Source organism: Mycobacterium farcinogenes (assembly GCF_019739075.1).
GTDB lineage: Bacteria > Actinomycetota > Actinomycetes > Mycobacteriales > Mycobacteriaceae > Mycobacterium > Mycobacterium senegalense.
This window is the reverse complement of the sequence record NZ_CP081673.1, coordinates 5,868,352-5,894,329: the sequence shown is the minus strand read 5'-3', so window position 1 is coordinate 5,894,329 and position 25,978 is coordinate 5,868,352. Positions and strand designations below refer to the sequence as shown.

The 25,978-nt window shown below is 66.9% G+C and carries 27 protein-coding genes and 1 pseudogene; 14 read left to right on the top strand and 14 right to left on the bottom strand.

All coding sequences use genetic code 11. The annotated features are described in order from the left end of the window. Window positions 1–7: 7 nt before the first annotated feature. Window positions 8–1,087, bottom strand: a complete 1,080-nt coding sequence (locus K6L26_RS28200; protein WP_036389478.1) for an NAD(P)H-dependent amine dehydrogenase family protein — start codon at window positions 1,085–1,087, stop codon at window positions 8–10. Further along, window positions 1,084–2,115 (bottom strand): aromatic ring-hydroxylating dioxygenase subunit alpha, encoded by a 1,032-nt coding sequence (locus tag K6L26_RS28195; protein WP_064895986.1) that lies wholly within the window; start codon window positions 2,113–2,115, stop codon window positions 1,084–1,086. Before K6L26_RS28195 ends, K6L26_RS28200 begins: the two co-directional genes overlap by 4 nt. A gap of 70 nt (window positions 2,116–2,185) precedes the next feature. Between K6L26_RS28195 and K6L26_RS28190 the strand changes: the two genes are divergently transcribed. From K6L26_RS28190 to K6L26_RS28155, 8 genes are all read left to right on the top strand, one after another. After that, complete coding sequence (locus K6L26_RS28190) at window positions 2,186–2,824, top strand: TetR/AcrR family transcriptional regulator (protein WP_064895984.1); 639 nt, start codon at window positions 2,186–2,188, stop codon at window positions 2,822–2,824. A gap of 59 nt (window positions 2,825–2,883) precedes the next feature. Continuing rightward, window positions 2,884–3,750 carry a trehalose monomycolate transport factor TtfA gene (ttfA, locus tag K6L26_RS28185; RefSeq protein WP_019344514.1) on the top strand — a complete coding sequence of 289 codons (867 nt, stop codon included), beginning with the start codon at window positions 2,884–2,886 and terminating at the stop codon, window positions 3,748–3,750. A 19-nt stretch (window positions 3,751–3,769) separates the two neighbouring features. Then, window positions 3,770–4,672, top strand: a complete 903-nt coding sequence (locus tag K6L26_RS28180; RefSeq protein WP_064895982.1) for a hypothetical protein — start codon at window positions 3,770–3,772, stop codon at window positions 4,670–4,672. Continuing rightward, window positions 4,665–5,318 carry a TrmH family RNA methyltransferase gene (locus tag K6L26_RS28175; RefSeq protein WP_064895980.1) on the top strand — a complete coding sequence of 218 codons (654 nt, stop codon included), beginning with the start codon at window positions 4,665–4,667 and terminating at the stop codon, window positions 5,316–5,318. The genes K6L26_RS28180 and K6L26_RS28175 overlap by 8 nt, the downstream gene beginning before the upstream one ends. 70 nt (window positions 5,319–5,388) lie before the next feature. Next, a complete protein-coding gene (locus tag K6L26_RS28170) occupies window positions 5,389–6,489 on the top strand; it encodes a glycoside hydrolase family 76 protein (protein ID WP_036389472.1) in 1,101 nt (366 codons plus the stop codon). Between the two features lie 94 nt (window positions 6,490–6,583). After that, entirely contained in the window at window positions 6,584–7,267 is a 684-nt protein-coding gene (locus K6L26_RS28165; protein ID WP_064895978.1) for a FadR/GntR family transcriptional regulator, read from the top strand. A gap of 62 nt (window positions 7,268–7,329) precedes the next feature. Next, window positions 7,330–8,481 (top strand): XdhC family protein, encoded by a 1,152-nt coding sequence (locus tag K6L26_RS28160; protein WP_036389470.1) that lies wholly within the window; start codon window positions 7,330–7,332, stop codon window positions 8,479–8,481. Then, a complete protein-coding gene (locus K6L26_RS28155) occupies window positions 8,478–9,377 on the top strand; it encodes an LLM class F420-dependent oxidoreductase (protein WP_085980369.1) in 900 nt (299 codons plus the stop codon). Before K6L26_RS28160 ends, K6L26_RS28155 begins: the two co-directional genes overlap by 4 nt. Here K6L26_RS28155 and K6L26_RS28150 read toward each other — a convergent pair. Beyond that, window positions 9,374–10,024, bottom strand: a complete 651-nt coding sequence (locus tag K6L26_RS28150) for a VTT domain-containing protein (RefSeq protein ID WP_174551554.1) — start codon at window positions 10,022–10,024, stop codon at window positions 9,374–9,376. The two genes, K6L26_RS28155 and K6L26_RS28150, sit on opposite strands and share 4 nt — an antisense overlap. A gap of 119 nt (window positions 10,025–10,143) precedes the next feature. Between K6L26_RS28150 and fbaA the strand changes: the two genes are divergently transcribed. After that, window positions 10,144–11,181, top strand: coding sequence for a class II fructose-bisphosphate aldolase (gene fbaA / locus K6L26_RS28145; protein WP_064895976.1), 1,038 nt, complete (start codon window positions 10,144–10,146; stop codon window positions 11,179–11,181). Window positions 11,182–11,184: 3 nt separating this feature from the next. On the opposite strand, the gene K6L26_RS28140 is transcribed toward fbaA, so the two are convergent. Both K6L26_RS28140 and K6L26_RS28135 read right to left on the bottom strand, forming a co-directional pair. Beyond that, on the bottom strand, window positions 11,185–11,772 hold the full coding sequence (locus K6L26_RS28140) for a CHAP domain-containing protein (protein ID WP_109749022.1): 588 nt from the start codon (window positions 11,770–11,772) through the stop codon (window positions 11,185–11,187). 9 nt (window positions 11,773–11,781) lie between these two features. Continuing rightward, window positions 11,782–12,537, bottom strand: a complete 756-nt coding sequence (locus tag K6L26_RS28135) for an Rv0361 family membrane protein (RefSeq protein ID WP_064895974.1) — start codon at window positions 12,535–12,537, stop codon at window positions 11,782–11,784. A 64-nt stretch (window positions 12,538–12,601) separates the two neighbouring features. Between K6L26_RS28135 and K6L26_RS28130 the strand changes: the two genes are divergently transcribed. Then, window positions 12,602–13,018, top strand: a complete 417-nt coding sequence (locus K6L26_RS28130; RefSeq protein WP_043368170.1) for a DUF3151 domain-containing protein — start codon at window positions 12,602–12,604, stop codon at window positions 13,016–13,018. Between the two features lie 3 nt (window positions 13,019–13,021). On the opposite strand, the gene K6L26_RS28125 is transcribed toward K6L26_RS28130, so the two are convergent. The 3 genes from K6L26_RS28125 to K6L26_RS28115 form a co-directional block, all read right to left on the bottom strand. After that, entirely contained in the window at window positions 13,022–13,918 is an 897-nt protein-coding gene (locus K6L26_RS28125; protein WP_064895972.1) for a cation diffusion facilitator family transporter, read from the bottom strand. A 135-nt stretch (window positions 13,919–14,053) separates the two neighbouring features. Then, a complete protein-coding gene (locus tag K6L26_RS28120; protein ID WP_064895970.1) occupies window positions 14,054–14,833 on the bottom strand; it encodes a site-2 protease family protein in 780 nt (259 codons plus the stop codon). Between the two features lie 29 nt (window positions 14,834–14,862). Beyond that, window positions 14,863–15,444: a hypothetical protein gene (locus K6L26_RS28115; protein WP_064895968.1), complete on the bottom strand. Its 582-nt coding sequence runs from the start codon at window positions 15,442–15,444 to the stop codon at window positions 14,863–14,865. Window positions 15,445–15,549: 105 nt separating this feature from the next. Here K6L26_RS28115 and K6L26_RS28110 point away from each other — a divergent pair, with 105 nt between their 5' ends. Continuing rightward, window positions 15,550–16,845 carry an adenylosuccinate synthase gene (locus tag K6L26_RS28110; protein WP_019348406.1) on the top strand — a complete coding sequence of 432 codons (1,296 nt, stop codon included), beginning with the start codon at window positions 15,550–15,552 and terminating at the stop codon, window positions 16,843–16,845. Further along, entirely contained in the window at window positions 16,842–17,468 is a 627-nt protein-coding gene (locus K6L26_RS28105) for a PaaI family thioesterase (RefSeq protein ID WP_221852194.1), read from the top strand. Before K6L26_RS28110 ends, K6L26_RS28105 begins: the two co-directional genes overlap by 4 nt. Here the strand turns inward: K6L26_RS28105 and K6L26_RS28100 are convergent. After that, the gene (locus K6L26_RS28100) at window positions 17,465–18,211 is read right to left on the bottom strand and encodes an SDR family NAD(P)-dependent oxidoreductase (protein ID WP_064896036.1); all 747 of its coding nucleotides are present in this window, start codon (window positions 18,209–18,211) and stop codon (window positions 17,465–17,467) included. The genes K6L26_RS28105 and K6L26_RS28100 overlap by 4 nt on opposite strands. Before the next feature lie 60 nt (window positions 18,212–18,271). Here K6L26_RS28100 and K6L26_RS28095 point away from each other — a divergent pair, with 60 nt between their 5' ends. Next, complete coding sequence (locus K6L26_RS28095; protein WP_372514962.1) at window positions 18,272–18,943, top strand: hypothetical protein; 672 nt, start codon at window positions 18,272–18,274, stop codon at window positions 18,941–18,943. 28 nt (window positions 18,944–18,971) lie between these two features. Here K6L26_RS28095 and K6L26_RS31780 read toward each other — a convergent pair. Beyond that, a pseudogene (locus tag K6L26_RS31780) lies at window positions 18,972–19,298 on the bottom strand (helix-turn-helix domain-containing protein); the annotation flags it as partial. Window positions 19,299–19,426: 128 nt separating this feature from the next. Here K6L26_RS31780 and K6L26_RS28090 point away from each other — a divergent pair. Continuing rightward, a complete protein-coding gene (locus K6L26_RS28090) occupies window positions 19,427–20,911 on the top strand; it encodes an HNH endonuclease signature motif containing protein (protein ID WP_064895964.1) in 1,485 nt (494 codons plus the stop codon). A 10-nt stretch (window positions 20,912–20,921) separates the two neighbouring features. Here the strand turns inward: K6L26_RS28090 and K6L26_RS28085 are convergent, their stop codons facing one another. Genes K6L26_RS28085 through K6L26_RS28070 form a run of 4 tightly spaced genes read right to left on the bottom strand, consistent with a single transcriptional unit; the run spans window position 20,922 to window position 25,943 of the window. After that, complete coding sequence (locus K6L26_RS28085; RefSeq protein ID WP_221852192.1) at window positions 20,922–21,116, bottom strand: ferredoxin; 195 nt, start codon at window positions 21,114–21,116, stop codon at window positions 20,922–20,924. Between the two features lie 5 nt (window positions 21,117–21,121). Beyond that, window positions 21,122–22,327 (bottom strand): cytochrome P450, encoded by a 1,206-nt coding sequence (locus K6L26_RS28080; RefSeq protein ID WP_064895962.1) that lies wholly within the window; start codon window positions 22,325–22,327, stop codon window positions 21,122–21,124. A 24-nt stretch (window positions 22,328–22,351) separates the two neighbouring features. Beyond that, window positions 22,352–24,358, bottom strand: coding sequence for an MMPL family transporter (locus tag K6L26_RS28075; RefSeq protein WP_064895960.1), 2,007 nt, complete (start codon window positions 24,356–24,358; stop codon window positions 22,352–22,354). Further along, the gene (locus K6L26_RS28070; protein ID WP_047037400.1) at window positions 24,351–25,943 is read right to left on the bottom strand and encodes a Na+/H+ antiporter; all 1,593 of its coding nucleotides are present in this window, start codon (window positions 25,941–25,943) and stop codon (window positions 24,351–24,353) included. Before K6L26_RS28070 ends, K6L26_RS28075 begins: the two co-directional genes overlap by 8 nt. Window positions 25,944–25,978 lie beyond the last annotated feature (35 nt).

The window sequence follows — 25,978 nt, the reverse complement described above, 5'->3', positions numbered from 1 at the left end:
GCGCGGTTCAGAGGGCAAACCTGCCGGCGAAGCCGCGCAGTGGCACATCGGCGCTCGTCAGCAGTCCGGGCGGCGCTGCTACCACCGAGGCGATGGCATTGAGCGCAGGCAGCCCCGTCACGGTCATGCCGATCGACGCGAACGAATCGGGATCGGACAGGTCCACCCCGGGTTTCGGGAAGATCATGTGCTTGTTGTACACGCACGGATCGCCCTTGATCTGAGTGATGTAGCAGCCCTTGATGTCCCAGCTGGGATCGGTGTGCGGGGTCATCTGCCATTCCAGGTGGGTTTCGACGCGCGGCACACCGTCGACCATGCCCTGGTATTTGATGTAGTTGCCGCCGAGCGATCCCTTGGGCAGTGTGTACCAACCCAGGTCGACGTCCTTGGTGCACGCACCGAGCTCGTAGCTGAACTTGACCTCGTCGAGCGTCAACCCGAAGCAGTCGGCCATCATCAGCACGCTGTCGGCGAATACCTCGGTGTACTTGCGTAGTTTGCCCGGGATCGACGGGTCATCGACCGGGAGCCCGTAGCCGACCTCGATCCAGGTGTCCTTGCTGTGATGGCATGACACGTCGACGGATTCGATGGTGGTCACGTTCTCGATCTCGGCGACGTCGGCCGAGCACACCACGCCGAGAATCTGGTTGAGCCCGGGGTTCATACCGGTGCCGTAGAACGTAGAACCACCAAGTGCGGCCGCTTCCGCCAGGACCTGGGTGACCGGTCGCCCCGACGGGTGGGGATGGTTGGTGTCGCGATGCCAACCGGTGATCCAGTCCGCGGTGGTGACGATATTGATCCCGGCCTCAAGGACTTTCACATACAAGTCCTCGTCGGGAAATACGCCGTGGAAGGTCAGTACGTCGGGACGCGCCGCGATGATCTCGTCGACCGAGCCCGTCGCCGTCACCCCGATCGGGTCGATGCCGGCGATCTCCCCGGCATCGCGTCCGACCTTCTCCGGTGTGTAGCAATGCAATCCGATCAGTTCGAGATCGGGCCGCTTGCCGATGCGCTTGATCATCTCGGTGCCGACATTGCCGGTCGCCACCTGGAATACGCGGATCTTCTCGGTCATAGGGTGTCTGCCTTCCGTATACGCGCGAGGTCGGCCGCGCTGCCGCCACGGCCGTCGGGATAGAACTGCATGGCCCACTTGCGAATGGCGGTGAAGCCTTCGTACTCGGCGGTGGCCAGCGCCGGGGGATCGGAGTAGCGCTGATGCGACCAGATGTGGATGTCCTGGGTGAATTGGCGGATCACCTCGTCGCCGAACTCCGCGGCCTTGGTGGCGGCCCGATCGGAGTCTTTTCCTGGGGTGCGGCCGATGTAGACCATGAACCGCACGTCGGAGGTGGACTCGTCGACCGGGGTGACCGCAGAGATGGTGCGGTTGTCGATCATTCCCCAGCTCTTGGTCACCGCGATGCCCAGGCCGCCGTTGATGGCCTCGACACCGCTGCGCACGTCCTCGATCGACTGTTGATCGTCGCCCTCGAAGGTGATGGTGAAGTCGACGTAGGAGACCGGTGCGGCGAAGTCGTGGCGGGTGAACACCGGGACGATCGGCGTCTGGTGCACGAATTTGAAGTGTGCGAAGTCGACGCCGTTCTCCAGGACGTACTGCGGATGCAGCTCCAGCGCTTCGCGGAACAGCCGCTGCTGGGGGTAGTAGTCGGCGGCGCTGCTGCCGTCGTTGAACGAGGCGAACACGTCCGGCGCATCGAAGAACGGCTCACGTCCCTCGATGTCGTGCCAGATGTAGATGGTCTCGTTGCGCTCCACGACGGGATAGGTGCGCATCCGGCGACCGCGATTGGGCCGGTCCTGGTACGGGATGCAGACGTTGCGGCCCTCGGCGTTCCACTGCCAGCCGTGAAACGGGCACTGGATGACCTCGCCGATCACCTGGCCGCCGAATCCCAGATGGGCGCCCAGGTGCTCGCAGAACGCGTTCATCACGGTCACCTGGCCGGATTCCGAGCGCCAGGCGACCATCTCCTCGCCGAAGTACTTCATGGCGTGCACGTTTCCGACGTCTACCTGGTCTGACCAGGCGACTTGGAACCATCCCGTCGGTTTCATCGACAACGGTGGCTTGGCCATGACACGAATCGTAGGAGGTTCTGTGAAACTTTGGAAGAGGGTTCTGTGAAAACGGGGTAGCCTCTCGAAGATGACCGAGGTGAGCGGGCGCCGCACCAACAGGCGCGGTGAAGCCACCCGGGAGAGCATGCTGGAAGCCGCCCGCAAGGCCCTGGCCACCGGCGACCCGGGCGCGGTCTCGGCCAATCGGATCGCCAAGGACATCGGAGCCACCTGGGGTGCGGTGAAATACCAGTTCGGCGACATCGACGGGTTCTGGGCCGCCGTGCTGCAGCGCACCGCGGAGCGCCGCGCGGGACTGTTCAGCCACCACGACAGCTCTGCGTCCTTGCGTCAACGCGTCGCCGCCATCATCGATCTGCTCTACGACGGCTTGACCGCAGGTGATTCGCGGGCGATCGAGAACCTGCGCGCGTCACTGCCGCGAGACCCTGCCGAACTCGAGCGCCTCTACCCGAAGACCGCCGCGGAGCTGTCGTCCTGGGGCCAGGGCTGGTTGCAAACCTGCCAGCAGGCCTTCGCCGATCTCGGCGTCGACCCCGAGCGGGTGCGTGAGGTTGCCGCGTTCATCCCCGGGGCGATGCGTGGCATCACCTCCGAGCGTCAACTCGGCAGCTTCATCGACCTCGACGTGGCCCGGCGGGGGCTGACGAACGCGATCGTCACCTACCTCGAAGAGTCTCGGTCACAACGCTCTGATCACCAGTAACCGGGTTGTGACCTCACAAGGCTGGGGGATTCCCGCAGTCAACAAGTAGGCTATGCCCGATGGTCCCGCTCTGGTTCACGCTGTCCGCACTCTGTTTCGTGGGTGCGGCGGTGCTGCTGTACGTCGACATCGACCGTCGACGTGGGTTGGGACGGCGCCGCAAGTCGTGGGCGAAGTCGCATGGCTTCGACTACGAGCACGAGTCGCACGAGATCCTCAAGCGCTGGAAGCGCGGGGTGATGTCGACCGTCGGTGACGTCACGGCCAAGAATGTCGTGCTCGGCCAGATCCGTGGCGAGGCGGTGTTCATCTTCGACATCGAAGAAGTGGCGACGGTGATCGCCCTTCACCGCAAGGTCGGCACGAACGTCGTCGTCGATCTGCGCCTCAAGGGCATCAAGGAGCCTCGCGAGAGCGATATCTGGCTGCTCGGCGCGATCGGCCCGCGGATGGTCTACTCCACCAACCTCGACGCCGCTCGTCGCGCCTGCGACCGCCGGATGGTCACGTTCGCCCACACCGCGCCCGATTGCGCCGAGATCATGTGGAACGAGCAGAACTGGACTCTCGTCAGCATGCCGGTCACGAGCACCCGCGCCCAATGGGACGAGGGTTTGCGCACCGTGCGTCAGTTCAACGACCTGCTGCGCGTGCTGCCGCCGGTTCCGCAGAACGGTGTGGCACCGCAGTCGGGCCAGGGCAGTCAAGCGGCGCTGGCACGTCGTGCGGGCTCGCCCAGCCGCCCGTTGGCCCCGACTCCAGCCGGGCGCCGGGAGCTGCCACCGGGGCGGGCCGACGCCGCCCCCGGGCGTGGTGACGTCAGCCGCTACACGCAGCCGCGCCAGGAAACCGGCCGTCCGGACGTGATTCGCCGGACCCCGCCGCCTGCACGCAACGGGCGTCACGCCCCGCACTACCAGCGCTAGCCGGCGCAACAGGACTCGGATGACATGGGCAGTACGCGCGCTGATCGGCGCGGTCATGGCAGTAGTTCTCGCCGTCATCACGGGCTGCACATCTGATCAACCGGCACGCACGTATGAGGCGTCGACGGCTGCGCTCGGTGATTCACTGGACATCCTCGGCTGGCACCTGAAGCTGTCGGATCTGCGGTTTGACTCCGAACGCGTGCTGGTCGACGTCGAGGGCTCCGCATCGGGCGATGCCCATGCCAAGCCCGAGGACATCCGGTTCGGCCTGTACGGCGCCCTGGCACATCCGATCGAGGCCGACGCACTGCACGGCTGCGACGGCATCGCCGACCTGGGACTGCGGCCCCTGGCCGCGCCCGCACCTGACAAGCTCAGCGGCACAGTATGTTTGGGGCCGCAGCGGGATCAGAGTCAGGTTCGCGGGGTGTATGTCTACTCGCCGCGTGAGCGCATCGCCGGCACCACCATCGCCTACCCGGCGGCCTTCCCGGTCGGGGTGCTGCCGACCAACGTCAACGACGCCGGCGTCACCCTCAAATCCACCAGCGTGGACGCGTTCAGTGCCGACGGAGGGCAGCTGGCCCCGGCCGCGATGGGCGACCCCACCGCCTTCAACGGTAAGGGGTACATGCTGCTGGGCCTCCAAATCGACGGTGCGGCAAAGCGTTACGCGGACGATGCGGCGGCCCGCGGCGGCCCGCTGATGGTGGTGGCAGGCCCGTCACTGCCACCGCCCGGACTCAGCCCCGCCTGCTCGGCGTACGGCTCCTCGGTGCTGATTCTGCCGGAGGCATCGCGTGAGGCCGTCAACGTTCGGGCCTCGCTGTGCACGCAGGGTGAGATGAATGCGGCCCTGCTGTACGCCTCGGTTTCGGTGATCGGCACCCACGCCGCACTGTGGACCACCGGTGGTTGAGGCCGCCGGCCCCACTGAGTGGGGACAATCCCCGGGAGTGGGGCCGTGGGAGGGGCCGTTGCCGTGCGGGGACGACGCCGCTCGCTATGACCCCGAGCTGTTGCGTGACGGCGATACTCGCAATGTCGTTGATGCCTACCGGTATTGGACTCGAGAGGCGATCATCGCCGACATCGACCACCGGCGGCATCCGCTGCACATCGCGATCGAGAACTTCGGCAACGACGCCAACATCGGTGCGGTGGTCCGCACGGCCAACGCCTTCGCCGTGGACACGGTGCACATCGTGGGCAAACGCCGGTGGAACCGGCGCGGTGCCATGGTCACCGACCGCTACCAACGGTTGCGCCACCACGACACCACCGCCGAACTGCTGTCCTTCGCCGCCGACGCCGGACTGACCGTCGTCGCGGTCGACAACGTGCCCGGCGCGGTGCGGCTGGAACAGACCGAACTACCGCGGGACTGCCTGCTGATCTTCGGTCAGGAAGGCCCGGGTATCACCCCGGAGGCGCAGGCCGGTGCGGCCGTGACCGTCTCCATCGCGCAGTTCGGCTCGACGCGGAGCATCAATGCCGGAGTCGCGGCGGGAATCGCGATGCACGCGTGGATCACTCGCCATGCGGATTTTTCTCAGGCCTGGTAGCGGCGGGGTCTCGGGGAAAACTGTTCGACATGCCGACAATTCGGTGGCCTGGTAAGGCAGGATCGACAGCATGGATCAGCTATGGGCTAACCGTGCGGCCAGCGCCGAAGCTGCGATCACCCAACGGCACCTGAAGAAGCTCTGGGGCCTTCCGGGCACCCAATTGGGCGTGGTGGCCTGGCCGGCGACCAAGAAGTACCGACAGTTCGGGACCTGGCATTTCTGGTGGCAGGCGCATCTTTTGGACACCCTGGTCGATGCGCAGGTCCGCGATCCTCAGCCGGAGCGGAAAACCCGCATCGAACGGCAGATCCGCGGGCACTGGTTGCGCAACAACTTGTCGTGGACCAACAGCTACTACGACGACATGGCCTGGCTGGCGTTGGCTCTTGAGCGGGCGGGTCGACTTGTCGGGGTCGAGAAAGCCCACGCGCTCAAGAAGTTGTGCGCGCAGTTCGTCGATGCCTGGGTTCCCGAGGACGGCGGCGGGATTCCATGGCGCAAGCAGGACCAGTTCTTCAACGCCCCGGCCAACGGCCCGGCCGGTATCTTCCTGGCCCGGTACGACGACCGGTTGCGCCGCGCCCAGCAGATGGCCGACTGGATCGACGACACCCTGATCGACCCGGAGACCCATCTGGTGTTCGACGGCATCAAGGCCGGTTCGATGGTGCGGGCGCAATACACCTACTGCCAGGGTGTGGTGCTCGGGCTGGAGGTCGAACTCGCGGTGCGCACCGAGGATCCGCGCCACGCCGAACGGGTGCGTCGCCTCGTGGCCGCGGTCGACAAGGAGATGGCCACCGACGGTGTCATCAAAGGCGCCGGCGGCGGTGACGGCGGGCTGTTCAACGGGATCACCGCGCGGTATCTGGCGCTGGTGGCGACAACGTTGCCAGGCGATACGGCCGAGGATCAGGCCGCGCGCGACACCGCACGGTCGCTCGTGCTCAAGTCCGCGCAGGCGGCGTGGGACAACCGTCAGACCGTGGACGGGTTGCCGCTGTTCGGGTCGTTCTGGGATCAGACCGCCGAAGTACCCGGGGCCGAGGGCCAACAAGCGCAGTTCGTCGACGGTGCGGTGAGCGCCTCGGCGACACCCGAACGCGACCTGTCGGTTCAGGTGTCGGGTTGGATGCTCATGGAGGCGGCGCACACGCTGGCCGGATAGGTGTCGGCCGGTACGACCTACCGACCAATTCAAAAAATGGTCAGACCATAATGGGTGTGCAGACAGTCTGACGGATGTGTGAAGTAGGTCGTGAATGGAAAGGGTCGCTCGGACCTCATTGGTCGATGTCGTCGTGGCTCGGCTTCGGGACGAGATCAGAGACGGCGGTTGGCCGGTCGGCACGAAGATTCCGACTGAGGCGAAACTTGTTGAGGCACTTGGCGTGAGCCGTCCGTCAGTTCGTGAGGCGGTGCGCGCCCTGGTTCAGGCCGGCCTGCTGGAGACGAGGCGGGGTGACGGCACCTACGTGGTCGCCGACGACGAGACGGCGGTTGCGCTGCTGCGGGTGATCGGCGCGGCGGATCGAGTCGAGGCGCACATGGTGCGCCACACGCTCGAGGTGCTGGCGGCACGTGAGGCTGCTGCCCGCCGCTCGGCGGCAGATGTCGAGGCCTTGCGCGTCGCGGTCGCCGGGCGCCGCATGGCAAAGGCCGAGGCTGACCTGACGGCGTTCATCGACCACGATGTCGCCTTTCACATCACGGTGGCCCGCGCGTCGCACAACTCGTTGCTGTGCGAATTCATCAAGTCTTTCGAGAGCGTGATGCGCGACGCCGACCATGCGGCGATGTGCATGCAGGTCCCGGATGATCCCCACCGGGAGTTCCACAACGATCTCTACCTCGCCATTCAGCGGGGCGACCAAGCTGCGGCGACGCGTGCCGCGATCGACGGGCTCAGTGTCCGCGAACGACACTTGTACGCGATCGGTAGCTGAGGAAAGCAAAGGTGCCCGGCCCAGAACTGAGCGCGTGCTCAGCGGGGGCTAGGTTAGGCACCGTGAGAGAAGTGCTCGCCGATGCACTGTCCGTCTGGCGTGCCGGCGGCACCGCGGGCATGGCGACAGTGGTGCGCACATTCCGTTCCGCACCACGGCCTGCCGGGGCCTCGATGATGGTGGCCCCCGACGGCACGGTGACCGGCTCGGTATCCGGCGGCTGTGTCGAAGGCGCCGTGTACGAACTCGCGGGAGACGTGGTCGCCCAGGGCACGCCGGTGCTGCAGCGTTACGGAGTCAGTGACGACGACGCGTTCGCCGTGGGGCTGACCTGTGGCGGCATCCTCGATGTGTTCGTCGAGCCCGTGTCGCGGCGGACGTTCCCGGAACTGGAAGCTCTCGTCGACGACATCGAGGCCCATCGGCCTGTCGCGACCGCGACCGTCATCGCACATCCCGATCCGACGTGGCTCGGTCGGCGGCTGGTCATCCGCGTCGACGAGGTCACCGGCACGCTCGGCTCGGCCCGGGCGGACAGCGCGGTTACCGACGATGCTCGTGGCCTGCTCGACACCGGCCGCAGCGGGGTCCTGACGTTCGGTCCCGACGGCGAACGTCGCGGCGAGGGAATGGAAGTGTTCGTCTCCAGCTTCGCGCCGCCCCCGCGGATGCTGGTGTTCGGCGCCATCGACTTCGCGGCCGCCGTCGCCCGGCAGGGCTCGTTGCTCGGCTACCGCGTCACGGTGTGCGACGCTCGCCCGGTTTTCGCCACCGCGGCGCGCTTCCCGACCGCTGACGAGGTCGTCGTCGACTGGCCCAATCGATACCTCGAGGCGCAGGCCGCTGCGGGCGCGATCGACGGCCGCACGGTCATCTGCCTGCTCACCCACGATCCGAAGTTCGATGTGCCATTGCTGGAGGTGGCTTTGCGGCTGCCGGAGATCGGCTACATCGGTGCGATGGGCTCGCGACGCACCCATGACGACCGGATCGCCCGGCTCCGTGAGATCGGCCTGACCGACGACGAACTCGCGGGGCTGTCCAGCCCTATCGGATTGGACCTCGGTGCCAGGACTCCTGAAGAGACCGCGGTGTCGATCGCGGCCGAGATCATCGCCCGACGCTGGGGCGGTACGGGTACCCCGCTGAGCGGCACGGGCGGCCGCATTCATCATGAACACAACGAACCGAGTGAATTGAGGAGTGGTCAGTGACACGAGCCAAAATCGATTTCCCCAGCCGAATCGGTGTGTGGTGGGCCAGCGACACCTGGTCGATGCCCGACGCGCAGCAGGTGGCGCGGGAGATCGAGGACCTCGGATTCGGTTCGTTGTTCTTGCCCGAGGTGGTCGGCAAGGAGGCCCTCACCCAGTCGGCGGCGTTCCTGGCCGCCACCGAGCGGCTCGTGATCGGCACCGGCATCGCCAACATTCACGTCCGGGTGCCGTCGGCCGCAGAATCCGGTGCGCGCACGTTGACCGCTCTCTACCCGGGACGGTTCGTGCTCGGGCTGGGCGTCAGCCACGGGCCGCTGGTGGAGCACGGCCTGGGCGGCACCTATGCCAAGCCGTTGGCCACGATGCGCACCTACCTGGAGCGGATGGCCGCGGTGCCCGACCAGATCGAACCGGGCGTCGGGCGACCGCCCCGACTGTTGGCGGCGCTCGGCCCCAAGATGATCGAGCTGTCGGGTACGCACGCCGACGGCGCGCACCCCTACCTGGTGACACCGGAGCACACCGCGACGACGCGGCAAATCCTGGGGGAGGACCGCTGGGTGGTCTCCGAGCAGGCCGTCGCCATCGGCGGCGACGATGCCGACCAGCTGGCCCGGGCGCACAAGCACCTCGAGGTCTACAGCGGGCTGCCCAACTACCGGAACTCGTGGCTGCGGCAGGGTTTCGACGAATCCGACCTGGTGCGTGGCGGATCGGACCGGCTGGCGCGTGGACTCGTCGGCATGGGATCGGCCGAGCACGCGGCCGCCGTCGTCACTGCGCACCTGGATGCCGGCGCTGACCACGTCGTGGTCCAGGCGCTGGGGGAGAGCCCGACGGCTGATCCGCGCCCGGCCCTCCGGGAGCTCGCAGCGGCGCTGGGCCTCGGTTAGGACTGAGGGGCGGCGGCCTTCTTCGCGGCCCGGCGGCGCTTGAACCATTCGATGAACATCGGCGCCACTGAGGCCACGACGATCAGGATGAAGATCGGCTCGAGTAGCTTCTGGATGATCTCGAACTGGCCCAGCCAGTAGCCGAGCAGCACCAGGCCTACGCCCCACACAATCGCGCCCAGCACGTTGAACGTGGTGAACACCGAGTAACGCATCTTGGCGGCGCCCGCGACGATCGGCGCCAAGGTGCGCACGATCGGCACGAAGCGGGCGATGACGATCGCGAACGGTCCGCGCTGCTCGAAGAAGGCATGGGCCTCATCGAGGTACTTCTGCTTCAGCACCCGGGCGTCGGGTTTGAACATCTCGACACCGATGAACCGGCCGATGAGGTAGCCGGCCTGCCCACCCAGGATGGCCGCCACCGGGATGAACACCAGCAGCTGCCACAGCGCGAAGTTGGCGTCCACCGCCGTTCCCTGGGCGGCGCTGCCGGCCGCGAGCATGCCCGCGACGAACAGCAGTGAGTCGCCCGGCAGGACGGGGAACAACACCCCGGACTCGACGAAGACGACAACCAGGATGCCCACCAGGGCCCAGGTGCCGAAGGATCCGATGAGGTGCAGCGGATCCATGAAATCCGGCATGAGCGCCAGATTGGTCGTAGCCTCATTCAGGGCGGTGTCGATCACGACTCCCAAGGGTACCTGGGCCCCACCACCGGTCTTCACCTGCGATAACCCGCGTCCATACGGAAGGAATAGCCATGCCGATCGCCACGCCTGAGGTCTATGCCGAGATGCTGGGCCGGGCCAAGGAGCATTCCTTCGCCTTCCCGGCCATCAACTGCACGTCTTCGGAGACGATCAACGCCGCCATCAAAGGATTCGCCGATGCGGGCAGCGACGGCATCATCCAGTTCTCCACCGGCGGGGCCGAGTTCGGCTCCGGGCTCGGCGTCAAGGACATGGTGACCGGAGCCGTCGCGCTGGCAGAGTTCGCCCACGTGATCGCGGAGAAGTACCCGATCACGGTGGCCCTGCACACCGATCACTGTCCGAAGGACAAGCTGGACACCTATGTGCGCCCGCTGCTGGCCATTTCCGCCGAGCGCGTCGCCGCGGGCCGCAACCCGCTTTTTCAATCGCACATGTGGGACGGCTCGGCTGTTCCCATCGACGAAAACCTGGCCATCGCGCAGGAACTGCTGAAGGTCGCGGCGGCCGCCAAGATCATTCTCGAGGTCGAGATCGGCGTGGTCGGCGGTGAGGAGGACGGCGTCGAGGCCGAGATCAACGAGAAGCTCTACACGTCCTCGGAGGATTTCGAGAAGACCATCGACGCGTTGGGCGCCGGTGAACAGGGGGCCTACCTGCTGGCCGCCACGTTCGGCAACGTGCACGGCGTGTACAAGCCCGGCAATGTGGTGCTCAAGCCCGAAGTGTTGGCCGAGGGGCAGCGGGTGGTCGCCGCCAAGCTCGGATTGCCCAGCGATGCAAAGCCGTTCGATTTCGTCTTCCACGGCGGCTCGGGTTCGCTGAAGTCCGAGATCGAAGATTCCCTCAAGTACGGCGTGGTGAAGATGAATGTCGACACCGACACCCAGTACGCGTTCACCCGTCCGCTGGCCGCGCACATGTTCACCAACTACGACGGCGTACTCAAGATCGACGGCGAGGTGGGAAACAAAAAGGTCTACGACCCGCGCAGCTACCTCAAGAAGGCCGAGGCGTCGATGTCCGAGCGGGTTGTCGAGGCCTGTAACGACCTGCACAGCGCCGGGCGCAGCGTCACCGGCGGATAGCGCTCAGGCGGTCAGCTGCCCGAACCCGAGGATGCCCGCCATCTCGGCGTCGTCGAGGGTATGCACCCGGATGCCGCCCGCCTCGTTGCCGCCGAGCGTCGTGATCCCGTTGTCATCCACGGCGACAACGAAATTGGTGTGCAAGCCGAGCGGGCTGCCGTCGGCGTACATCACGACGTCACCGGTGCGCGGCCGGTATCCGTCGGGCTCGGCGAACCGGCCTGCGGCCTGGTAATACTCCTGGAGGGTGTACACACCCGGAATCCGCCAGCTACCCGAGTTCGGGTTGGTCAGCGGTTGCCCGGCCTCGTTGAGGACCCAGCTGACGAAATCCGCGCACCACGGCTCCTCGACTCCTTCGGAGAAGTGGCTGCCGCCGGGTTGGGCGTCGTATTGGGCCTGCAGCACGTCGACGATGCGGGCCTGGGCCGGATCAAGCGCGGCGCGGTCGATCTGGGGAAAGGCGACGGCTTTGCCTGGCAGGATGTCGATCGCGCCCGGATGCCGGACCAGCAACGCCGCCAGACCGACCACCACGACCGCGCCCAGCGCGCACAGTGCCAACCAGAGCTTGGACCCCCGCAGCTTCACGCGATCAGGTTAACCGGTGGGTGCCTGGCAGATCTTCCACTGATCGTCGCGGAACTGGAGGTCGAAGCTTCGGCTTGAGCGGGTTTGCGGGGCAAACGCCATGAAGCTCGTGACGTTGGCTTCGGCGTGGTCGCCGTGGACGATCACCTGGTCGATGCTGGCGACCACCGGGTACTGCTTGGCCGCGGCCACCCGAGCGTGGGTTTCATCCCACGCCTTCTGGTCGTACTTGACGTAGTTGTCGCTGGTGGTGCCGCAGGTGATCGACCTCAGGGTGGCCAGGTCTCCGCGTTGGATCGCCGAGTCGAAGTTCTGGATCGTCTCGCGGACTGCGTCCTCCTGGGAGGCGGCCGCTGACGATTTGCGGGTCAGCAGCACAGTGCCGAGCACCGCGATCGCCACCAGTGCCGCGATCACCAGCACCACCGCGACCACCCATCCCCAGCTGCGGCGGGCGGCGGGCTGGGGTGCTTGATCCGACTCCTCGCGTGGGGGGATGACCTGTGGCGCAGCCCCTTTCGGAACCTCCGCGGCGACGGTATCGCCCTCGGCGGGCGGCGCGAAAACCTCGGTCTCCGGGTCGGGCGGGGTGTCGATCTTCTGTGTGGACTCGTCGAATCCGGAGGGGGCGGTGAAACGTCGCTCTTCGCTGCGCGCCACCGCCTCGGTGACCTCGTCGGCTGAGCCGATGATCTCAGTGGCCGGATCGGTCACATCCGGCATTCGTTCGGTGCGGCCCTCGTCGGGTCCCGTTGGGTTCGACATCCCTGTTGCGGTCCTCCCGTACGTCGGTACCGGTGGAGCTTATCGGTCGGTGCACAATAGGCCCATGACACGGATGGGTGATTTGTTGGGGCCGGATCCGGTGCTCCTTCCCGGAGACCCTGAGGCCGAGGACGAATTGGCTGCGGGCGAGAAGGCTGCCGTGGTGGCCGCCGCCCACCCGTCGGCGTCGATCGCCTGGGCGGTGCTGGCCGAGAAGGCGCTCGCCGATGACAAGGCCGTCACCGCATATGCCTACGCCCGCACCGGTTATCACCGCGGCCTGGACCAGTTGCGCCGCAATGGCTGGAAGGGTTTCGGCCCAGTGCCGTTCGCGCATGAGCCGAACCAGGGTTTCCTGCGGTGTGTGGCCGCGCTGGCGCGGGCTGCCGACGACATCGGCGAGACCGACGAGTTCCAGCGGTGCCTGGATCTGCTCGATGATTGCGATCCCTCGGCGCGCGGCGAGCTCGGCCTGGCCTGAGTCTCAGTCCTTCGCCTCGCAGGAGCAGTCCTCGGCGGAGTCGGGCGGCTCCACCTGAACCGTGGCGTGGGCCAGGCCGCGGGCATTCAGTACCGCGCGGGCGTCGTCGAGCACTCGGGCGGTGTCGGAACTGCTGGTCAGGTGGGCGGTGACCATGTCCTTGCCGGGAACCAGCGTCCACACGTGCAGATCGTGCACGCCGGTGACGCCGTCCACTGATTCGAGCGCTGTCCGCAGTTCGTCTACGTCGATGTGCTGTGGGGACGATTCGCTGAGAATCCGCAACGCGGCGCGGGCCAATGCGATGGCTCGCGGCAACACCCACAGGGCTACCAGGACCGCGACCACGACGTCGGCGTACGGCCAGCCGGTGGTGACGGTGACGATGCCGGCGATCAGGACGCCGATGCTGCCGACCGTGTCGGCCATGACCTCCATGTAGGCGCCCTTGACCGCCAGGCTGTCCTTGGACTGCGACCGCAGCAGCATGACGACGACGGCGTTGGCGGCCAAACCGGCCAGCGCCACCACGATCATGGGCACGCCGGGAACCTCGGGCGCATTGCCGAGGCGTTCGACGGCCTCGTACAGGATGAAGACCGCCACGCCGAGCAGCAGGGCGGCGTTGGCTACGGCGGTGAAGACCTCTGCCCGGTGCCAGCCATACGTGCGGGCCGGGGACGTACTGCCGCGCTTGGCCAGCAACACCGCGGTCAACCCCATGAACATGGCGACCAGATCGGTGAGCATGTGGCCGGCATCGGCGAGCAGGGCGATCGAGTTGATCAGCAGCGCGGTGACCAGTTCGAGGACGAAGAACGCGCTGAGGATCGCCGCGGCGATGACCATCCTGCTGACGCGGGTATCGCTGCTGTGGCTGTGATCGTGGCCGGCACCCATGTCCGAAATATATGCGGAAGTATGCATATGTTGCAAGATCTCCTGCTGGTGCGGCGGCGAATGTCACGCCAGAGTGATCGTCGCGGCCGAGTGTCACGCCAGAGTGGCGCTGGGCGGGCAGGGAGCCGGCGAAGGCTAAAGCCAGGCGGACCAGAAGCGGGTCAGCTGACTGCCAATCGACACCAGCCGGCCGGGCACGCCGGAGAGGTCGACGAACCAGAAGACCACAGAGAAAAACCAGCGGTTGAGTGTGGGCGTGAAGAGCAGGATCAGCAGGATGAACAGGCCCCACTGTTTGGCCGGTTCCAGTGCCCGCTGGGTGTCGGGGCTCAGGTGCGGTTCGAGTGCGCCGTAGCCGTCCAGCCCGGGGACGGGTAACAGGTTCAGCACCACCGCGGTGACTTGTAGGAATCCGAGGAACGCCAGCCCGGACCAGAACACGCTGTGGGCCGGATCGAAGAAGATCCGGGTGATGCCGAGCAGCAGGACCGCCAGCACCAGGTTGGCTGCCGGGCCGGCCAGGCTGACCAGGGTCTTCTGCCGGGCCGTCATCCAGGAGGTGCGCACATACACCGCCCCGCCGGGCAGTCCGATCCCGCCCAGGGCGATGACGAGGACCGGTAGGCCCAGTGACAGCAGCGGATGGGAGTACTTGAACGGGTTCAGCGTCAGGTACCCGCGCACCGCGACATCGTGGTCGCCGAACCGCCAGGCGGTGAACGCGTGGCCGAACTCATGCAGGCACAGTGAGACCAGCCAGCCCGCGATGACCAGGATGAAGACGCCGACATAGGACAGCGGTTTGACTTCGTCGGCGGCGAGCCATGCCACCACCCCGCCCGCGGCGGTGAGCGCGACGACGGCCAGGAAAACCGGGCTCGGGCGTACCGACTGATGCAGCGGACGGATGTTCACGGTTCGACGCTACCGGCTGTGGGCCCGGCTCAGCCGACGCGCAGCCAACCTTCTGTGTGCCGGTAGAACGTCGAGCGTCGTGCCGTTCGCGGCGCGGGCACGCCGTCCCGGATCACCTGTGCGCCCGGGGTGCCCAGTTGAGCGGCGCGTCCGGCAACCCATCGGCTCGGCCGGCCGCGTTCCGACAACACGCTGGCGCGCAGTCCGGGCATGACCAGCGTGGGTTCGACGCGAACGCCGGGCGCTTGTCCGTCGAACAGCACGACGTCGTCGACGATGGCCTCGCCCTGAAGCGGTGCACCCTCGGGTCCACGCCATTGCGCCCAGCTGACCAGCACCGTTCCGGTCTCGTCTCGGATCAGCGGGACACGCCGGGCCGAGGCGCGTAGCGCGCGGCGGGCCGACCAGCTGCCGGTGACCGCGGCGACCTCGACGTCGAGCCGATCGGCGCGCAGCAACGCGCTCAGCACCACGGCGAGCTCGGCTTCGCCGCCGGTCACGGCCAGTCTGCGATAGGTGCCGAGGTCATCGACGTCGGCCTTCGGCAGGTTGCGCAGCGGGCGCGGGACGGGACCCGTGCCGACCACCGCAACCCCATCTGAGGTGGTCAAAACTGCTCCTTGCGGTCAGAGAAATGTGTTCCTGGCGTGAGCTGGGATAAGGTGGCCTACCGGCTGCATCACATTAGTGCGGAAGATTAGGCGGGAGATTACGCCATGCCGGCAATCGTCCTGATCGGCGCCCAGTGGGGCGACGAGGGCAAAGGTAAAGCCACCGATCTGCTCGGTGGACGCGTGCAGTGGGTAGTTCGCTACCAGGGGGGTAACAACGCCGGGCATACCGTCGTGCTGCCCACCGGGGAGAACTTCGCACTGCACCTGATCCCGTCGGGCATCCTGACGCCAGGGGTCACCAACGTCATCGGCAACGGCGTGGTGGTGGACCCAGGTGTGCTGCTCACCGAACTGCAGGGCCTCGAAGAGCGCGGCGTCGACACCTCGGGCCTGCTGATCTCCGCCGACGCGCACCTGCTCATGCCGTACCACGTCGCCATCGACAAGGTGGTCGAGCGCTACGCGGGCAGCAAGAAGATCGGCACCACGGGCCGCGGTATCGGTCCCTGTTACCAGGACAAGATCGCCCGTATCGGCATCCGCGTGGCCGATGTGCTCGATGAGCAGCTGCTGGCCGAAAAGATCGAGGCCGCACTGGAATTCAAGAACCAGGTGCTGGTCAAGATCTACAACCGCAAGGCGCTCGAGCCCGCCGAGGTGCTGGAGAACCTGCTCACTCAGGCCGAGGGCTTCAAGCACCGCATCGCCGACGCCCGGCTACTGCTCAACCAAGCTCTGGAAAAGGGCGAGACCGTGCTGCTGGAAGGGTCGCAGGGCACGCTGCTGGACGTCGACCACGGCACGTACCCGTTCGTCACGTCGTCGAACCCGACGGCCGGTGGCGCTGCGGTCGGTTCCGGCATCGGACCGACGCGGATCACCACCGTGCTGGGAATCCTCAAGGCCTACACCACGCGTGTCGGCTCGGGCCCGTTCCCGACTGAGCTGTTCGACGAGCACGGCGCCTACCTGGCCAAGACCGGCGGTGAGGTCGGCGTGACCACCGGCCGGGCCCGCCGCTGCGGCTGGTTCGACGCCGTGATCGCGCGGTACGCAACCCGGGTCAACGGCATCACCGACTACTTCCTGACCAAGCTCGACGTGCTGTCCAGCCTGGAGACGGTGCCGGTGTGTGTTGGCTACAAAGTCGACGGCAAGCGCACCAACGAGATGCCGATGACACAGTCCGACATCCACCGGGCCGAGCCGATCTACGAAGAGCTCCCCGGCTGGTGGGAGGACATCTCCGGTGCGCGCGAGTTCTCCGATCTGCCGGCCAAGGCTCAGGACTACGTGCTGCGGCTGGAAGAGCTTGCCGGAGCACATGTTTCGTGCATCGGCGTGGGGCCGGGCCGCGATCAGACAATCGTGCGTCGCGACATTCTGGCCGCCAAGTGACAGAAGAGCGGCCGTCGGTCTTCGAACAGCACGGCGGGTTCCCGGTATTCGAACCGGCCGATCCCGGACCGGGTTTCGCTCGTTTTCTGACTGCCATGCGCCGGGCACAGGATCTGGCCGTGTCGGCCGACCCGGACAGCGACACCTGGGATGACGCGGCTGATCGGGCCGAGCAACTGGTAAAGCTGCTCGGCCCGTATGAGGCCGCGGAGGGTGTCGGGCCGGCCAACCGGGTGCCGTCGCTACCGGGCGCGGGAAGTCTCCTGATGCCACCCTGGACCATGTCGAAGTTCGAGCCCGAGCGCGTCGAATTGAAGGTGGAGTTCAGCCGATTCCACGTCGGCGGCAACTATGCGGTCCACGGAGGGGTGCTGCCGCTGCTGTTCGACTCGGTGTTCGGCATGGTGATCCATGCCGCGGGCCGGCCCATCAGTCGCACAGCTTTCCTGCACGTGGACTACCGCAAGGTGACACCGATCAACACCGTGCTGACCGCCCGCGGCTGGGTGCGGGAAGCCGAGGGCCGCAAGGCATTTGTGAATGCCGAACTGCGTGACCCCGACGAGAACCTGCTCGCCGAGGCCAACGGCCTGATGATCCGGTTGCTGCCCGGCCAGCCCTAGATCGCGGTACGGCCACCGTCGGCCGCCAGCACCGCACCATGGATGAAACTGGCGTCGTCACTGACCAAAAAGCCGATGGTCGTGGCGATTTCGGCGGGATCGGCAACGCGTCGCGCCGGTGCCTGGGCGGCGAGCGCGGCAAGGCGTTCGGTGCCGTACTGAGCCGTGGTGCCTTCGGTGAGTGTCGGACCCGGAGCGACGGCGTTGACGCGAACGCCCTTGGGCCCGTATTCGGCGGCCCAGGATTTGGTCAGGAGGTTCAGCGCCGCTTTCGACGAGGCGTACACCGCCGAGCCGGGCGCGCCGAACTGGGAAACCATGGTGCTGACGTTGACGATTGCGCCGTTTCCGCGTGCCGCCATTGCCGGCGCCACCGCGCCGACGAGGAAGAACGGGATCTTCACGTTGAGGGCGTAGCAGTCGTCGAAGTCCTGCTCGGCGATCGCGGCGGTAGGCCCGAAGACAGCGATGGCGGCATTGTTGATCAGGATGTCGATCTGGCCGGCGACCGCCATGGCGTCCTGTACCAGGGCATGGGCGCTGGCGGCGTCGGTCAGTGCCGCGCGGAGGAAGTCGGCGGTGCCGCCGGCGTCACGGATCTCGGTCACTACCTTGGCGCCGCGCTCTGCGTCCCTACCGCTGACGATGACATGCGCGCCCCGCTCGGCGAGCAGCGCTGCGGTGGCGTGTCCGATGCCGCTGGTCGCGCCTGTGACCAAGGCGGTTTTCCCGTTGAGTGACATCGGGTCATCGTAGGACCCAATGTCGTCGCGGGCCGACGGCTGGGATGTCAGTATTGCGCCGTGGTCCAACAACATTTGCACCGTTTGTCGACTCCGCGTGCCGCCGCACTGGCAGGGGTCCTGTTCGCCGTTCTGTTCGGCGTGGCCTTGGTGCTGATCCGTACGGCACTGCCCGAAGGGGCCGAGCCCGGTTCGCAATGGATCGACGGTGCGACCACTCGTTTGCGGGTGGCATCGGTGTTGATGCCGTTCGCCGGTATCGCGTTCCTGTGGTTTATCGGCGTGGTGCGTGATGGCTTCGGCCGCTACGAGGACCGGTTCTTCTCGTCGGTCTTCCTCGGCAGCGGAATCCTGTTCTTGGCGATGATGTTCGTTTCATCAGCTGTCGGCGCCGGGCTGATCGCCAGCCGCGCGGGTATTTCCGACGTGACTGCGTACAGCCATGTCGCCACCTTCGGGCAGATGGTGCTGATGGCGCTGAGCAAGACATACGGCGTCCGGATGGCAGCCGTCTTCATGATGTCGTTGGCCACCATCTGGTTGAAGACCGGATTGATGCCGCGCCCGCTCGTGTACACGACTTACCTTGTCGCAGTGGGCCTTCTGGTCGCGGGCAATGTCAGCATGTGGATCGTTCTGGCGTTCCCGCTCTGGGTGCTGGTGGTCAGTGTGCTCATTCTCGTCCGGGCCGGAGTGATCGACCTGCACGGTGATCGGGAGCATTCCGTCTGATCCGGTCTTCCGTGTGTCCCTGGGATGTACGCGCCACGCCGGTCTCGCGGAAGATGCGTGCCAGCGACGCCGTCGATGGGACCTGCGACAAGCCCATCGCACGCACCGCCACCGCCTGCGCCTTGAGTTCATCGCTTTGTTTCGACGGTCACGATTCGGTCGTCGTGTCCTGGGTTCGAGCACCGCGGCCGGTCCGTCGGTCTTGGCGCGTTTGCGCAACGTGTTGAACGACTTGCGGGAGATGCCGTGTTTCGGCACAGAAGGTCGAGACCGCTCCGCGAGGTGCGTCATCAGGCCACTGCGAAATGGCGAGGCGAACACGAGGATCGATGGGCTCATTAACGGCCACCGCCAGAGCTTGAGGCCAGAAGTGTCACCACCAAGACCAATCGAACCGTCACCGATGTCCTGATGCAGAACTGTCACCGATGTCTTGAGACATAACACACTCCCGTGTCCCCGGGTCGTGGCATAATCGAACACATGTTCGAAGGTGGGTCTGATGTTGCGTTGATCGACAAGATCAGCGCGGCCGCGCGGGCGGAGTCGGTGGCGATCGCTGCCCGGCTGGCCGCGATCGCAGCCTTGGACACGCTGCGCGAACAGGAACTGATCGACAGCATTCTGTGGCGCACCGATCCGTATGAAGAGGTGTGTGCCGAGGTGTCGGCGGCGATGCGGATCGCCCGGGGCCGGGCCGGCACCCAGGTTCAGCATGCCCGGGTGTTGCGGGACAAACTTCCGCAGGTGGCGGCCCGGTTCGCCGTCGGTGATATCGATTATCGGGTGGTGCGGATGATCATCGCCCGCACCGGCATCGTCGATGAGGCGGTGTGGGCTGCGCTGGATGCTGAGTTGGCCGGCCGGGCGCATCGGTGGATGCGGTTTTCTGAGCGGCAGCTACGCGATCGGATCGATCACTGGATCGCCCAACACGACCCCCACGGGGTGCGGGTGCCCCCGGATTTGGCCCAAGACCGGTTCGTGCAGGTCGACCCGGGCCGCCCCGGTGCGGCCACGATCTGGGCGAATGTGGCCGCCGAAGACGCTGTGGCATTGGATCAACGATTGGATGCGATCGCCGACACCGTGTGTGAGCATGATCCGCGCAGCCGGGAACGGCGCCGCGCCGATGCGATCGGCCCGCTGGCCCGGCTCGAAGCCCAACTGGTCTGCCGGTGTGGCCGCGACGACTGCCCGGCCGCCCAGAAACGGGCGGCGGCCAATGCGGCTGTGGTGCATGTGTTGGCCCAACGCGCCACCGTCGACGGCACCTCGCAGGCGCCGGGGTATCTGCCCGGGTACGGGATCCTGCCCGCCGAATCCGTGCGCAACCTGGCCGGTCGCGCCACGTTCAAACCGGTGCGGGTACCTGCCCCGCCCAGCGACACCGGCGACCAGCCTGCGGCGACTGAACCGCCCGAGCCCGCCGAGGGATCTGAGCCCGGGTATCGCCCGTCGGTGGCGTTGTCGGAGTTCATCCGTTGGCGGGATCTGACCTGCCGGTTCCCCGGCTGTGACGCCCCGGTGGCGCGCTGCGACATCGACCACACCGCGCCCTGGCCGACGGGTCCGACGCATCCGTCCAACACCAAGCTCTACTGCCGAGCACACCACTTGATCAAAACGTTCTGCCCCGGCTGGACCGACCGCCAATTCCCCGACGGCACCGTCGAAATCACCACACCCACCGGCCACACCTACCTCACCGAACCCCACGGCGCGGCAATGTTTCCCGACCTGGCCCACCCAACCGGGGACCTGGACCTCCCGGCGCCGCCGGCACCGAACACCGATCCCACCCGGGCCGCCAAGATGCCCAAACGCACACAAACCCGCGAACAAGACCGCCAAGACCGCATCAACGAAGAACGACGCCTACGCGCCGAACTCAACAACGACCTCGAAACAGAACGCCAATACCAAGCCTGGCTCGCCGAACAATACGAACCACCCCCACCCTTCTGAGCGGAGGGATTTACTCGCCGGTGAGCTTCAATGCCGACGCGGGGCACAGTTTGACGGCCTGGCGTGCTTGATCGGTCTGATCGTCAGGCACCTCGTCGACAAGGACTTCGACCACACCGTCGTCGTCCTGGTCGAAGATGACGTCGGAGATCATCACACAGTTGCCCGATGCGATGCAGGCGGCCTGATCTGCTTCTACTTTCATGGCATTCACCACGTTACCGCCAATGATTTGAGCCCGTAGATGAAGTGAAAAGCCCGGTACTGCACGGCCTCGAATGGTTCCGCCAAGGCCAGCGAAGGGAAGCGCTGCAGCAGGGCTGGGAAGGCGATCCGCATTTCCATGCGGGCCAGCGGGGCGCCGAGGCAGTGGTGCACGCCATGGCCGAAGGCCAGGTGGCCGGGAGCGCCACGACCGATGTCGAGTGTGTCGGGGCTGTCGATGAAGTTCGGGTCGCGGTTGCCGGCGGGTAGTGACGCAAAGACCAACTCGCCGGCGGGAATCCGCACACCGGCCACCTCGACCTCGGTGGTGGTGAACCGCGGGATCGCGTTCTGCACGATGGACAGCCAGCGCAGAAGTTCCTCGACGGCTGGGGCGACGGCATCTGGGTTGTCGCGTACCGCAGCCAGCTGGTCGGGATGGCGGAGCAGCGCCAGCACGCCGAGGCCCAGCATGTTCGAGGTTGTTTCGTGGCCGGCCAACAGCAGTAGCCCGGCGATGCCGACGAGTTCGTCGTCGCTCAATTCGGTGCCGTGGTCGCGGATCAGCATTCCGAGGATGTCCTCACCCGGATCCTGCCGCGCCCGAGCGACGAGGCCACGCATGTACTCGCGGCTCTGTCGTTGCAGCGCAAGGCGTTCGGCGATGGGCAAGGACAGGTCGAGTTGCAGCGTCGAGCGGTGCTGAAAGTCGTCACGATCCTCGTAGGGCACCCCGAGCAATTCGCAGATCACCAGTGACGGGATGGGGAGTGCAAAATCGGCCACCAGGTCCGACGGCGGGCCGGCCGCGGCCATCGCATCGAGTTGGGCATCGACGATCTCGACAATGCGTGGTTCGAGCCGTTTCATCCGGCGGATGGTGAATTCCGCGGTGAGCATGCGGCGTAACCTCTGGTGCTCGGGCGGGTCGAGGCCCAGGAGGTTTCCGGCTCGGGCGCTGGCCAGCTCTTCCTCGGACATCGCGGGTGCACCGGGCAGGGTGAAACCGGGCGGCCTGCTGTTGGAGAACCGCTCGTGGTCGCCCAGCACGGCCTTGACGTCCTCGTGGCGGGTGATCAGGTACACCGGATTGCCGAGCGCGCTGAGAACCTGGCGAACGCCGTCGGCCTCGCGGATCTCGCGCAGATCGGATGTCGGGTCGAAGGCGTTGCGTCGCATGTGCAGCGGCGGCAGGACGGGTGCCTCGGTCATTCCTCGACGGTACGCGCGTGATCGTCAGGGGTCGGCCCGCAACCCGGGCCACCAGATCCGCGGGCCGATCAACGTGAAGAGCGCCGGGATGATCACCGTGCGCACCAGGAAGGTGTCCAGCAGGATGCCCAGCCCGACGATGATGCCGAGTTGGGTCAGCACGATCAGCGGCAGCACACCGAGTACGCAGAACACGGCTGCCAGCACCACACCGGCACTGGTGATCACCGCGCCGGTGGCCGAGACCGCGCGCACGATGCCTTGTCGCGTGCCGTGTTCGGGCGTCTCCTCGCGGGCGCGGGTCACGAGGAAGATCGTGTAGTCCACTCCGAGGGCGACCAGGAACAGGAAGGCGAACAGTGGAGTGCTGTTGTCCAGGGCGGGGAAGCCGAAGATGTGCACGCTGGCCCAGCCGCCCAGTCCGAGTGCGGCCAGGGCGCTGAGCACGGTGACGCCGACGAGTACCAGCGGTGCAAGGGCCGAGCGCAGCAGCAGGTAGAGCACCGCCAGCACCACCGCAAGGATCGCCGGGATCACCACGAGCCGGTCACGCTGGGCCGCCGTAGCGGTATCGCGGGCTTGGGCGTCGGCCCCGCCGACAACCGCCGTGGCGTCCGCAGAGTGGACAGAATCGCGAAGGGCATCAATGGTTTCGAATGCTTCATCGGAGGCCGGCTCGGCCGCCAGGACCACCGACCACTGGGTCAGCCCGGTCGGTGACTGGCCCGCCGGGACAGCGGAGACGACGCCGGGGGTGTCGGTGATCGCCCGTTGTACCGCACCGGCTTTGGTGGTGGAGGCGATGACGCGGGTGGGGTCGGTCAAGCCGCTCGGGAAGTGTGCGGCCAATGTTTGATAACCGCTGACAGATTCGGCTTGCACTCGAAACTGCTCGGTCTGGGTCAGCCCGACCGGAGTGGCCAGCAGCGCGGTGCCCAGCACGGCCAGGCCGGCCAGCGAGGCCACCGCGACGCGGACGGGCTTGCCCGCCACGGAATCCGCGATGCGGTGCCAGACACCGCTTTCGGTCAGCGGGGTGGCGCCGACCTTGGGGATGAAGGGCCAGAACAGCCGCTTGCCGCACAGGGCGAGCAATGGCGGCAGCACCACCAGGACGAAGATCGCGGCGATCACCAGGCCGGACGCGGCCTGCACGCCGAGGCTGCGGTTGCTGGGTGCGGACGCGAACAACAGCGTCAGCAGGGCCAGGACCACCGTGGCGTTACTCGCCACGATCGCGGGGGCGGCGGCCCGCACGGCTACTACGAGGGCTTCGCGGTGTTGCTCGGTCCGCCCGAGTTCCTCGCGGTAGCGCGAGATCAACAGCAACGCATAGTTGGTGCCCGCGCCGAACACCAGCACGCTTGTGATACCCGATGTCGAACCGTCCGGGTTGAGGCCGAGTCCCGAGGCGACCGCGGTTCCGACGACGGAGCCGACCCGGTCGGCGAAGGCGATCACCAACAGCGGCACCAGCCACAGCACCGGCGAACGGTAGGTGACGATGAGCAGCAGGGCCACCACTGTCGCGGTCACCACGAGCAGTGTGATGTTCGCTCCGGCAAATGAATTGGCGATGTCGGCGCCGAATGCGGGCCCGCCGGTGAGTTCGCCCCGCAATTCGCCGGGCAGGCCGTTGGTGGCTGTGGCGCGCAGATCCTTGACGGCGTCGTTGAGTCCGAAGCCCGACAGGTCGGCTTTCAGCGGCACCGTGACCACGGCGGCTTTGCCGTCGTCGGAGACCATCAACGGCGGTCCGGGCACGTCGGTCATGCGGTTGCGGGCATCGGCGGTGGCGTCGACGTCGGCGATGGTGAGCTCACCGCCGTCGGCGCGGGTCACCACCAGGATCGTCGGCACCTGGTCCCCGCCGGGGAACTCGCTGCGCAAGGCGTCGGCTCGCGCCGATTCGGCATCGGCCGGCACGGCGACCGGTGATTGCGAGGCGGCATCGCTACCGCTGAGCAGGCCCAGTAGCCCGCCGGAGACCACGACGACCAGCACCGCCAGCCACGTCAAGCGCCTAATCACGATTCAGTGTCGCCTCTTCCAGATCGAGCCCATGCAGCACAGTACGCAGCACTTCGTCGTCGATGTGCCCGGCATCGCGTTCGGCGATGAACGTGTCTCGTTCGGCGGCAAGCATTTCCAGCCGCAGCCGACGGAACGCCGATGTGGGGCTCTCGCCGATGTCGTCGTCGCCGCGGCCAAGCCGCTCCCAGGCGGCGTTGCGCCGCCGGGTGTTCCATGCCCGCAACACGTCCGCGGCACGCTGCGGCACGTCGGTGGTGGCCGATTGCTCGGCCAGCAATTCATCGAGTCGCTCGGCGGCGGCGCGGGCCGCCTTGTCCTGTGCGGCCGCGGTGGCGATCGCATCGCTGTGCGCCTCGTCGCCCTGGGCGCCGAGGACCCGGATGAACCACGGCAGGGTCAGGCCGTGCAGCAACAGCGTGCCGACCACGACGACAAAGGTCAGGAACACCAGTTGCGGGCGTCCGGGAAACGGGTCGCCGGCCAGCGTGGTAGCCGGGACACCGAACGCTGCGGCCAGGGACACGACGCCACGCATACCCGCCCAGGCCACGACGAACACCTGGGCTCGTGGCGGTTCGGGTTCGTGGGTGCGGATCCGTTTGGACAGCAGGCGGGGCAGATAGGTGGTCGCATACACCCACACCATCCGCACCCCGATCACCGTGATGAGCACGGCGGCCGACGAGATCGCCAGCGTGGCCGCCGAGATTCCGGCCAGCTCGCTGATCACCTTCGGCAGCTGCAGGCCGATCAAGAGGAACGCGAACGATTCCAGGATGAGCTGCAGCGCCTTCCACACCGCCTTGTCCTGCAGCCGGGTGGCGTAGCTGGCCTGCGTCTCACGCTGACCCAGCAGCAGCGCGGCCACCACCACGGCGATCACACCCGAGCCGTGGATCTCCTCGGCCAGCAGGTAGATGAAGAAGGGCGCGACGAGGCCGACCGCGCTTTCGACCAACGGGTCGTCGAGCCGGGTGCGGATGACATGCACCACCATTCCGATCACCCAGCCGACCACCACGCCGCCGACGGCGGCCAACCCGAAGGTGGCCAGGCCGTTGCCCCAGGTGGCGGCCGTCCCGATCGCGGCTCCCAGCGCGACCTTGTAGGCCGTCAGCGCGGTGGCGTCGTTGAGCAGGCTCTCGCCGCCCAGCAGCGTCATGGTGCGTCGGGGCAGGCCGAGCCGGCGGCCGACGGCCGTGGCGGACACCGCGTCCGGCGGGGCCACGATCGCGCCCAGGGTCAGGGCGGCGGCGATGGTGAGTTCGGGCACGGTGTGGAAGGCGACGATGCCGACGACGAACGTCGTGGCCAGCGGAAGCCCGACGGCCAGGAACCCGATGGGGCGGATGTTGCGTCGCAACGCGACGTAGCTGCTCTCCAGGCCTGCCGACCACAGCAGCGGCGGCAGGATCACGAACAGCACCAGGTCGGGGTCCAGGTGTACGTCGTGAAAGCCGGGCAGTGCGCTGCCGGCCAGGCCGGCAACCACCAGCGCCAGCGGGGCTGAGACGTCGTATCGGCGGGCGACGGCGGCCAGCAGGATGGCGGCCACCAAGGCCGCCAGGAGTGAGGCACCCACGTTGTCAGCCCTCCTTCGTGTGCTTGCTTATCCTT

What these genes read in the sequence shown, in the direction of transcription:
- K6L26_RS28200 (WP_036389478.1), bottom strand. Translation starts at nt 1,087, where the DNA reads ATGACCGAGAAGATCCGCGTATTCCAGGTGGCGACCGGCAATGTCGGC.
- K6L26_RS28195 (WP_064895986.1), bottom strand. Translation starts at nt 2,115, where the DNA reads ATGGCCAAGCCACCGTTGTCGATGAAACCGACGGGATGGTTCCAAGTC.
- K6L26_RS28190 (WP_064895984.1), top strand. Translation starts at nt 2,186, where the DNA reads ATGACCGAGGTGAGCGGGCGCCGCACCAACAGGCGCGGTGAAGCCACC.
- ttfA (WP_019344514.1), top strand. Translation starts at nt 2,884, where the DNA reads ATGGTCCCGCTCTGGTTCACGCTGTCCGCACTCTGTTTCGTGGGTGCG.
- K6L26_RS28180 (WP_064895982.1), top strand. Translation starts at nt 3,770, where the DNA reads ATGACATGGGCAGTACGCGCGCTGATCGGCGCGGTCATGGCAGTAGTT.
- K6L26_RS28170 (WP_036389472.1), top strand. Translation starts at nt 5,389, where the DNA reads ATGGATCAGCTATGGGCTAACCGTGCGGCCAGCGCCGAAGCTGCGATC.
- K6L26_RS28165 (WP_064895978.1), top strand. Translation starts at nt 6,584, where the DNA reads ATGGAAAGGGTCGCTCGGACCTCATTGGTCGATGTCGTCGTGGCTCGG.
- K6L26_RS28150 (WP_174551554.1), bottom strand. Translation starts at nt 10,024, where the DNA reads ATGCCGGATTTCATGGATCCGCTGCACCTCATCGGATCCTTCGGCACC.
- fbaA (WP_064895976.1), top strand. Translation starts at nt 10,144, where the DNA reads ATGCCGATCGCCACGCCTGAGGTCTATGCCGAGATGCTGGGCCGGGCC.
- K6L26_RS28135 (WP_064895974.1), bottom strand. Translation starts at nt 12,537, where the DNA reads ATGTCGAACCCAACGGGACCCGACGAGGGCCGCACCGAACGAATGCCG.
- K6L26_RS28130 (WP_043368170.1), top strand. Translation starts at nt 12,602, where the DNA reads ATGACACGGATGGGTGATTTGTTGGGGCCGGATCCGGTGCTCCTTCCC.
- K6L26_RS28125 (WP_064895972.1), bottom strand. Translation starts at nt 13,918, where the DNA reads ATGGGTGCCGGCCACGATCACAGCCACAGCAGCGATACCCGCGTCAGC.
- K6L26_RS28110 (WP_019348406.1), top strand. Translation starts at nt 15,550, where the DNA reads ATGCCGGCAATCGTCCTGATCGGCGCCCAGTGGGGCGACGAGGGCAAA.
- K6L26_RS28100 (WP_064896036.1), bottom strand. Translation starts at nt 18,211, where the DNA reads ATGTCACTCAACGGGAAAACCGCCTTGGTCACAGGCGCGACCAGCGGC.
- K6L26_RS28090 (WP_064895964.1), top strand. Translation starts at nt 19,427, where the DNA reads ATGTTCGAAGGTGGGTCTGATGTTGCGTTGATCGACAAGATCAGCGCG.
- K6L26_RS28085 (WP_221852192.1), bottom strand. Translation starts at nt 21,116, where the DNA reads ATGAAAGTAGAAGCAGATCAGGCCGCCTGCATCGCATCGGGCAACTGT.
- K6L26_RS28080 (WP_064895962.1), bottom strand. Translation starts at nt 22,327, where the DNA reads ATGACCGAGGCACCCGTCCTGCCGCCGCTGCACATGCGACGCAACGCC.